Raw genomic sequence first — 1,389 nt, forward strand, 5'->3', positions numbered from 1 at the left:
ACCTGTTCCCGCCGCCGCTCCTGGAGGTAGCCCGTGCGCTCGTTCGTCCTCGGTCTCGTCGCGACCCTTGCGTTGCTCGCCGTGCCGACGCCGGCCCTCGCGCACGCGTCCGTCGAGTCGTCCGACCCCGCCGACGGCGCCACCCTCAGCGCGCTGCCGCAGACCGTCTCGGTGACGTTGAACGAGGAGATCGGCAGTGGCGCGGTGCTGCGCGTGATCGACTCCTCGGGCACCCGGCTCGACGACGGCGAGGTGACGGTGGCCGGACGTCGGGTCCTCGTGGGCGTGCGCACCGCCGACGCCGAGCCCGGCGCCTACCGGCTCGTCTACCGCGTCGTCTCGGCCGACGGCCACGCCGTGAGCGGCCAGGTCGGATTCACGGTGAGTGCCGGCGCGAGCGCCTCGGAGCCGTCGGCGTCGGCCGGCAACTCCCAGGACGACGTGACCATCACCGAGGTCGAGGACGAGCCCACGCAGAAGTGGGCGCCGCTGTGGGTCCTGGGCTTCCTCGTGATCTCGTCGGCCCTGATCGTCTACATCGTCAAGGCCGGCCTCACGTCGGCCGACGGCGAGGACGAGGCCTGAGCCGGTCCGTCAGCCCCACGCCGAGGTCGGCTGCAGCACGGCCTCGCTGAGCGCCTCGGTCCGCAGGTGGGTGACCTGCTGGTACTCCGGGTCCGCGACCATGCGGGCGAAGGCCGCGCGCGAGGGGTAGCGGACCAGGAGGACGGCGTCCCAGGCCTGACCGTCCTCGGCGACGAGTGCGGCGTGGCCCCGGCCGGCGTACACGNNCGTCGTCATCGGCCGCGAGGAAGGCCTTGAGGTCGGATCCGGTGGGGTCGACGGCCATGGGTGGTCCTCTCGTCGGGGTCGGTCCAGTGTGCCCAAGGGTCAGCCCAGCACCAGGTCAGTCCAGCACCAGGACGACGGCCAGGGCCATCAGCAGCGAGTCGATGCGGTCGAGCAGCCCGCCGGCGCCGGCCATCATCGTGCCGGAGTCCTTCACCTTCGCGCCGCGCTTGACCATCGACTCGAACAGGTCACCCACCGGCCCGCCCACGGCGGCCGCGGCCGCGGTCGGCCAGGTGAGGGCACCCAGCGCGGCCAGGGCTGCCACCGCCGCGAGCGACCCTGCGAGGGAGTGCGTGGCGAACATGACGGTCCGGCCCTGGCGGGCGTCGTCGCGGATCGCGCTCCAGAACGCGCGGCGGCCCTCCACGTCCATGCCGGTGGTCGGCTCGTCGAGCAGCAGCAGCTCGGGGTCGCTCAGGAGCGCCAGCGCGAACCGCAGGCGCTGCTGCTCACCTCCGGAGCAGAGGCCGACCGTGCGGTCGGCGAGATCGGTGATCCCGGCTCGCTCGAGCACGTCGTCGACCGGACGGGTGTGAG

The 1,389-nt window shown here is 73.3% G+C and carries 3 protein-coding genes and 1 pseudogene; 1 reads left to right on the plus strand and 3 read right to left on the minus strand.

The window, feature by feature from the left end:
- The first annotated feature begins 33 nt into the window (after positions 1 to 33).
- Positions 34 to 585, plus strand: coding sequence for a copper resistance CopC family protein (locus tag ASF38_RS04980; protein ID WP_056574066.1), 552 nt, complete (start codon positions 34 to 36; stop codon positions 583 to 585).
- Positions 586 to 594: 9 nt separating this feature from the next.
- Here the strand turns inward: ASF38_RS04980 and ASF38_RS04985 are convergent, their stop codons facing one another.
- The 3 genes and pseudogenes from ASF38_RS04985 to ASF38_RS18940 all read right to left on the minus strand — a co-directional run.
- A complete protein-coding gene (locus ASF38_RS04985; RefSeq protein WP_235497409.1) occupies positions 595 to 789 on the minus strand; it encodes a DUF1330 domain-containing protein in 195 nt (64 codons plus the stop codon).
- A gap of 118 nt (positions 790 to 907) precedes the next feature.
- Entirely contained in the window at positions 908 to 1,156 is a 249-nt protein-coding gene (locus ASF38_RS19670; RefSeq protein ID WP_369815170.1) for a phosphatidate cytidylyltransferase, read from the minus strand.
- Between the two features lie 39 nt (positions 1,157 to 1,195).
- Positions 1,196 to 1,389: pseudogene (locus ASF38_RS18940) on the minus strand (ATP-binding cassette domain-containing protein); the annotation flags it as partial.

The organism is Aeromicrobium sp. Leaf272, assembly GCF_001422865.1.
In the GTDB taxonomy this organism is placed as follows: domain Bacteria; phylum Actinomycetota; class Actinomycetes; order Propionibacteriales; family Nocardioidaceae; genus Aeromicrobium.

Coding starts and splice junctions, on each gene's coding strand:
- ASF38_RS19670 (WP_369815170.1), bottom strand. CDS start 1,156: ATGTTCGCCACGCACTCCCTCGCAGGGTCGCTCGCGGCGGTGGCAGCC.